At 57.3% G+C, this 6096-nt stretch carries 8 protein-coding genes and 2 pseudogenes; 6 read left to right on the top strand and 4 right to left on the bottom strand.

Annotated elements, in window-relative coordinates; translation table 11 throughout:
* Nucleotides 1-263, top strand: a pseudogene (locus tag K359_RS56180) (IS256 family transposase); the annotation flags it as partial.
* Between the two features lie 76 nt (nt 264-339).
* Here the strand turns inward: K359_RS56180 and K359_RS0146395 are convergent.
* Nucleotides 340-531, bottom strand: coding sequence for a hypothetical protein (locus K359_RS0146395; protein ID WP_029085083.1), 192 nt, complete (start codon nt 529-531; stop codon nt 340-342).
* Nucleotides 532-2199: 1668 nt separating this feature from the next.
* Here K359_RS0146395 and K359_RS60470 point away from each other — a divergent pair.
* From K359_RS60470 to K359_RS58075, 5 genes are all read left to right on the top strand, one after another.
* Nucleotides 2200-2466 (top strand): DUF3892 domain-containing protein, encoded by a 267-nt coding sequence (locus K359_RS60470; protein ID WP_084518836.1) that lies wholly within the window; start codon nt 2200-2202, stop codon nt 2464-2466.
* A gap of 553 nt (nt 2467-3019) precedes the next feature.
* Nucleotides 3020-3445, top strand: coding sequence for a hypothetical protein (locus K359_RS62695; RefSeq protein ID WP_156929100.1), 426 nt, complete (start codon nt 3020-3022; stop codon nt 3443-3445).
* A gap of 38 nt (nt 3446-3483) precedes the next feature.
* A complete protein-coding gene (locus K359_RS66590; RefSeq protein ID WP_224497072.1) occupies nt 3484-3669 on the top strand; it encodes a DUF5677 domain-containing protein in 186 nt (61 codons plus the stop codon).
* Nucleotides 3641-3964 carry a hypothetical protein gene (locus K359_RS66585; protein WP_371261261.1) on the top strand — a complete coding sequence of 108 codons (324 nt, stop codon included), beginning with the start codon at nt 3641-3643 and terminating at the stop codon, nt 3962-3964. Before K359_RS66590 ends, K359_RS66585 begins: the two co-directional genes overlap by 29 nt.
* A 5-nt stretch (nt 3965-3969) precedes the next feature.
* Nucleotides 3970-4191 carry a hypothetical protein gene (locus tag K359_RS58075; RefSeq protein WP_029085079.1) on the top strand — a complete coding sequence of 74 codons (222 nt, stop codon included), beginning with the start codon at nt 3970-3972 and terminating at the stop codon, nt 4189-4191.
* Between the two features lie 515 nt (nt 4192-4706).
* On the opposite strand, the gene K359_RS65455 is transcribed toward K359_RS58075, so the two are convergent.
* The 3 genes and pseudogenes from K359_RS65455 to K359_RS64090 all read right to left on the bottom strand — a co-directional run.
* A complete protein-coding gene (locus K359_RS65455; RefSeq protein WP_166209516.1) occupies nt 4707-4865 on the bottom strand; it encodes a hypothetical protein in 159 nt (52 codons plus the stop codon).
* Between the two features lie 836 nt (nt 4866-5701).
* Nucleotides 5702-5797 (bottom strand): annotated as a pseudogene (locus K359_RS65450) (GNAT family N-acetyltransferase); the annotation flags it as partial.
* A gap of 116 nt (nt 5798-5913) precedes the next feature.
* On the bottom strand, nt 5914-6096 hold a 183-nt coding region (locus K359_RS64090; protein WP_035978416.1), incomplete at its 5' end, for a hypothetical protein.

The raw sequence follows: 6096 nt of genomic DNA, 5'->3' as shown, positions 1-6096 counted from the left end.
CGAAGGAGCTTCGGCGATCGCTCGCCTGGACCAACATCGCCGAGAACATGATGGGCACCATTCGCCGCGTCACGCGCAACGCCGAACGCTGCCGGGATGCCGGTATGGCCTTGCGATGGGTCGCGGCCGGCATGATCGAGGCCAACAAGGGCTTTCGACGATTGAAGGCGCATAAGCAATTGTCGGTTCTACGTGCGGCCCTTCAAGCTCGCCACGATCGCATGACGATCAAGCTCGTTGCCCACGTCTCGAGGGCCGCGTAACATTCATTCCGGCAACGTCGGCCCGACCTAGTTCAACACCAATCGGGACATCCCCACGGTCATCAGCGCAGCCTCCTTAATAGCCGAGCTGCAGGCGACGCAGAATCTTCCGCTTCCGGCGCGCCCGACGCTCTGGGGTGATAGGAATTATCTGGGCCGGGCCCGCGATGGCAGGGCGCACCGATCGCGTCAGCGGCCTCACCATCTCGTCGCAAAACGAGGCCATGAACTGCAGAGGCGCGAGGGCGAGATCGACAAAGAACAGCATGTGGCTACTCCTTTCTTTAAGCCGTAGTTGTTTCGTACCAGATCGAGTAGGTCGCACTCTGTCTGGCGGCGCTCGAACTCCTCACCTACCAACAGATCATCGACAGTTCGCACGCGCCCGAATTGCGCGCGGTATCCCGTGTCGTGCTCCCAGGCCGTCCCCCACAGCGAAACCGTACCCACAGCGAGAGCAACCAGATCACCCTGGTCGGCAGACGGCAACAGAAGCGGAGAGCGCCAGACGGCTGCAAGCTTTGCTCCTTCATCGGCCGTGCGCTCGGTGATCCCGAGGGATCGGTCCTATCAGTGGATGAGTCTGACCGCGGCGCCGGTGGGCAAGGTGCCCAAGCTATCCGAGGTGGTGACCGTCAGCGGCGTGCCGCGCGAGCCCGCGGCCGATGGCTGGAACGGCGAGATCGACGCACTCACCGACGCATTTCTTTCCGTCAACCAAGGGCGCTGTACGTGCCGTAGAAGAGCTAGAGCGCACTGTCTCGCAAGCAGCAATTCCATACTAGAGAAGACTGCTCACCGACTGTTCATTTCGCGGGCCGGCTTGTGTCCCCGATCGCAACATTCTTAAACCCGGCGCCGTTCATTTCCGCGGCAACGGCCTCAGCTCTTCTATCGTCCGGCACGGCTGAATGATTGGCCGACCGCTCCGACGTCCGCTTGCGAGATCACTACGGTTCTCCCTCCAATGAATCCCAGACGAAACATGCTGCTCTATTGGAGGCTTGGCAATGCGGGATCCTACGGGGTTGCGGTATTTTTGAGCTGCCCCAAGCCCCCAGGGTCCCGCGGGAGAGACGCCTATTCGCTGAGGACGTGAGAGCCTTGGCGACGACGTTGCCGGACGACATACACCAAGGCTCACCCGCACAACGGATTGCCCCTTAAATGGCGTGAGCCGTCCTTCGGTTGTCATCCCGCCCCGGCGCGATCGAGTCCTGCTTGTCCCTCTGACTTGAAGAATGGAGGAGTATGCGCCGGGTGCCGACCGCGATCCGGGCGGCCGGCGCCCCCTAGAATAGGTAGGAGCCTGATCCAATGTTGGTGCTGTACGGTGAACCGCCGTTAGCTTTTCGGGCTGTCCAGTGGAGCATCAGGACTCTGTTCGATGTCTAAAAAGACTACCAACTTGCGTGCCGGAGTTAAGAAGCGCATTGCCCAGATCGAAAGTATGACACTAGTCCAGATTCAACGGGTCATGATGGATTGTATGTCCAAGCGGTCTGCTGGTATGTGAGGGCAATGCGTTGCGCCACGCGCTCAACAAACGGGTCGGCATTCTCAGACGAGACCTTGTCGCGACGCGGGAGAGCTAAAGCGCCAGGTGAGAGGCCGCGATCCCGAAGCCGGGGTCGCCAAGCTTGCACGCCTAAAGAAAGAACTCGCGGCATGGAGTTTAGGATACAAATGCAGGAGCGGTACCCGCTCGCGTCAAGGACAAGAGGAGCGTGGCATGTTCGAACGATCACACTTCCGTTCTTATTCAACCTTGGCCGCATTTGTATTGGCCTTGCGGTCTTAAGCGCCGTCCTGCTGGTCCGGATAATAATGACGCCCGTCGGGCCATAAGGCTGCTCCCCAGTTTGTGTATCCTCGCTTGGTTGATTGGGGATTTGCTGGATGCCGTTCCGCCGCTGGAGACGAATCGGAGTGAGCCATGACTCGCCGCATTACCTGCATTGCCAGGCTGCCTAACCATCAAGACCGCCATCGGCGCATTCAAGCAGTCGGTGGTTCAGGATGGCAAGACACGGAAGAAACAGCCATTGCAAACGTCAGACGCGACAAAAGCGCTTATGAGGTCACTGAGCAGGGCAAGACGGTCAAGGTGACCGTCAAAAAACACGATGGTCGCGAGTACCTCAATACCGAGAACAATCGTTTTCTTCCCGACAATCTTCTTAGTCTTCCGGATTGCCCGTGACCAGCCTGTCGGCCCTCGCGCTCCGGCCGGAGGGGCATCTTTGTCTCGGACTTCGAGCAAGGTGAGATCGGCCCGGACCTCTTCCGGAAGGCCTGCGAGTTCGGCTTTGAGGGCTTGGTATCGAAGCGCTCCGATCGCCCATACCGCGGCGGCCGATGCCCGCATTGGGTCAAAATCAAGAATTGGACGCATGCGTCCATGGCGCGGAAGTTCGAGTGAAAGCCGAGCCGCGGAGTGGCGGGCGTGAGAGCCCCAGCCCTTGGCTTTCCTGCCCGCTTAGGTTGTGGCACATTCCCTTCTTATATTCATTAAAGGGAAACAGCCTGTGGCCACCACAACAAAAACGGGACCGAAGCGGAAGCCCTTAAAGACATTCAAGCCAAAGCTGGCGACAATTGACACGACCAAAGTTAAGCCAGTTCCTAAGACGAAACGCAAGAAATTGCCCGACGGAAGTTACGATGTCTAAGCGATGCACTCGCGCCAAATGAAGTTTGCACCGCCGCTCCACTCGGGGTCAATACAAGAAGCTTTCAATCGAAGCCTTCACGACATGGCCCGTGAAGTGGCCGCCAAATTGATCCAGGAGAAGATTCGCGAGCAAGGCGTGCATATAGCTGAAAATCACCTCGCCAGCTTAGTCGACGGACTCCTTCAAGCAAACAGCGTCGATGCGGTGACGGTCGATGATGGGGGAGCCGGCGAGCCGGTCGAGATAATATTTGATCGACGTGATGAAGACGAGCTGTCGCGACGGCTTGGCGATCTTGAGGATCAAATTCCATCTCTGACAAACGACTTCACAGAGAAAGTTTCGACGCAATTGCTCTCCACTCTTAAGCGGGGATGGCAAGAGCACGCGACGGAACAGAAGGACAGCTTGGACGGCTTCCGGAGCAGGATCGCTGAGCGTTGGGGAGCCGGACTCGAGGAGCTCGATTGCTCGTTACAATTGCCAGCGAATTCGGAAACAACATAGCGCATGGCGTGTCAGAGCCAGAGCCAATCGCCTATTCGATGGCGGCCATCCGCCTGCTTCACGCGCGATCCTGCCAGATTACCCAGGAAATCATCTGGTTGCTGAGCGGAGGATTTGCTGATGCCGCTATGGCTAGATGGCGGACGCTCCGCGAGGCGACGGCGGTGGCCAGTCTGATCGGGGAACACGGGGAAGATTTTAGCGGAGCGCTATTTCGCGCATGAAGTTGTAGAGACCCGCCGGGCGGCGTTGCAGTATCAAAAGCACTGCACAAAGTTGGGTCAAGAACCCTGCAGCGACGAAGAAATGCAACACCTTGAGAGCCAATACGCGGCGGCGCTATCAAGGTATGGACGCAACTTTAAGACCCAGCAGGGTTGGGCTGCTGAGCATCTAAAAAAGGCCAGTCCGAAGATCGAAGACATATTTGAGGCCGTCGAGCTCGATCACCTCGTCCCTACTATCGCCTGGCAAGCCATAATGTTCACGCAAATCCAAAGGGCGTGCTGTTCAAGTTAGGGCTGATGGACGAAATGAAGGTTCTTCTGGCGAGTCCCAGCAATGCCGGCTTGGCGGATCCCGGACACGCTACCGCTCGATCATTGATGCAGGTTTCTTCGGTTCTGAACATGTTGAATCCGACCTTGGACAATTTGATCAGCGTAAAGATGATGTTCCAGCTCTTGACGGAAATTACTGACAACTTCCAAGCGTCTCACGACCAATTAGTGCGTGAACATGAGTAGCCAACGGCTGGCGGCGCCATTTAGGCGGTGAACCAATGCATAGACTCCTCATGGCAAAGGAGCGCCAAGCGCTGGACCGCATGACGTGGACTACGTCAATTTCCACATCAAAGCCGAACTCGGGACTGGCGTCGGCACGAAGACCATTGAGGGCCTGGTGGCAGTGGGGTTGATCGAAGCCGGCCCAAATGCTCGTCACTAAGGGGAAATTGGCTGGCGGCTGACAGACGACGGTTGGCGCTGCATGTATGGTGAAACGATCGCCGAGATTTTGGCCAAGCCGGAGGCGTGAAGTCTTATCCCTTCATCGTGTGGCAATGGCCGGTAGATCCAAGTGGTAGAAGGCGACTCCGATGAACCGAGATCGTATAATTGCATCGATGCCGAGGTCTTCTCATCGAACTTGGTTCGAAAATTGTACTTCCGCTCTCCAACTTCGGTGATTTCATTTATTACGACGACACCGCCCTGGCGAAGGTACGGCATCGCCGTTGCGCCAATCGGCCCCGTTGAGATCAGAAACAGCGCCGCGGCGATGCAATCATAGGAACCTCGTGATTATTGTGGTGCAGGTCTTCGCCCAATCGATCAACGATGAATTCTGACGATTTTGACCGGCGCTGCTCTTCCCCTTGGAAGCCGTTCTCATCGAGAGTCGCGTTCCAGTCGGCCAAGACTCCATCGATCTGTCCGAATCGCATCGCGTTCTGATGTTGGATTGGCCGAATTCTAGATGCATATCGAACAGCTTCATTGCAAATCTCCTTCTCTATGCGAACAGCAACTGGTATTTGCGCGGCGGCTTGGTTTCATCGAGCGGTGCGGCCCCTTTTGCCATAGCTAGTGCGACCATTCCGTCGATGCGTCCCGCGCTCCGCGATTTTGACAGCTTCCGGTTCTAGGCGTCTTTACCGTCCACCACGGCATTGGCTGCACACATCGACAACGCAAAACGGACCACGGCCAATGGATCCGATCTGTCGGATCATACTTAGCCAGAACGTATCTTCTTGCCTGGACCCAACGGGGCCGGGAAACGTTCATCGCGATGATTAGTCGACACAACGAAGTCGGCTCCCTCGCCCAGCTGCCTCACGCCGCGTTTCGAACATGTTCATGCGGAGCTCCATTTGAGAACTGAAGCATTCTTATCTTTTCGTCATGATCGGCTCCGGGGGCGCCCGCAAAATCGGCTCTGGCGGCGCCCGCAAATTCCCTTTATCTTACAACCTAACGCTACGTGCGCTTCAAGCCGTTTACGCTAATGCTCTGGGTGAACCTGGAGCGCGTCACCGGCGCAAGCAAAACGCGCCCGCATTTGCTGCATCAACAAAGACAGGCAGCCAGAACGCCCAAGAACGAAACATAAAGTTGGCGGAGTAAATCCCGATGAGACAATTCGGTGGAAGCGATTCCTCGCTAACACGATTAGGGTCCTGTACCTGATCAGCGGGTTCTGATTCCTTCGCTCAAAGTTGATTCGGCATGGGACCGCGGCCCTGGAGGGAGATTACGTCGCAGCGAGATCGCGGAGCATGTAAGTCGCACCCTCCCCGTAGGATGCGAGCTTTGCGCGCAAGTCCGCATCCGTCGTGACGAGCCGAAATGACGACGCGCGGCAGCAGCTGGGATAACGTGCTGAACACACAAGACCCGCTCACCTTCGGCGGAGCGGGCGGCCTGAACGTGGTGGGCTCGAATACGTAACCGCGGTCCACGGCGCTACGACCACCGGCTCTCTACGGCCTGAACGCCGCCGGCAGCTTGATGGAAGCTGCCGTCGGCGACCAACACGTCCCGGAAATCCGATGCTTTGTCGTGCTTGGACATCGTCCCCTCTCTGTGATCACTTCCAGACAGTGCGTCGCCGCCAGTTAAGCCTGTGGTCAGGCATAGGCACAAGCG

Origin of the sequence: Bradyrhizobium sp. th-b2 (assembly GCF_000426785.1) — a bacterium.
In the GTDB taxonomy this organism is placed as follows: domain Bacteria; phylum Pseudomonadota; class Alphaproteobacteria; order Rhizobiales; family Xanthobacteraceae; genus Bradyrhizobium; species Bradyrhizobium septentrionale.
Note: the sequence above shows the minus strand (reverse complement) of the source record. Positions and strands in the feature narration are given on the sequence as shown.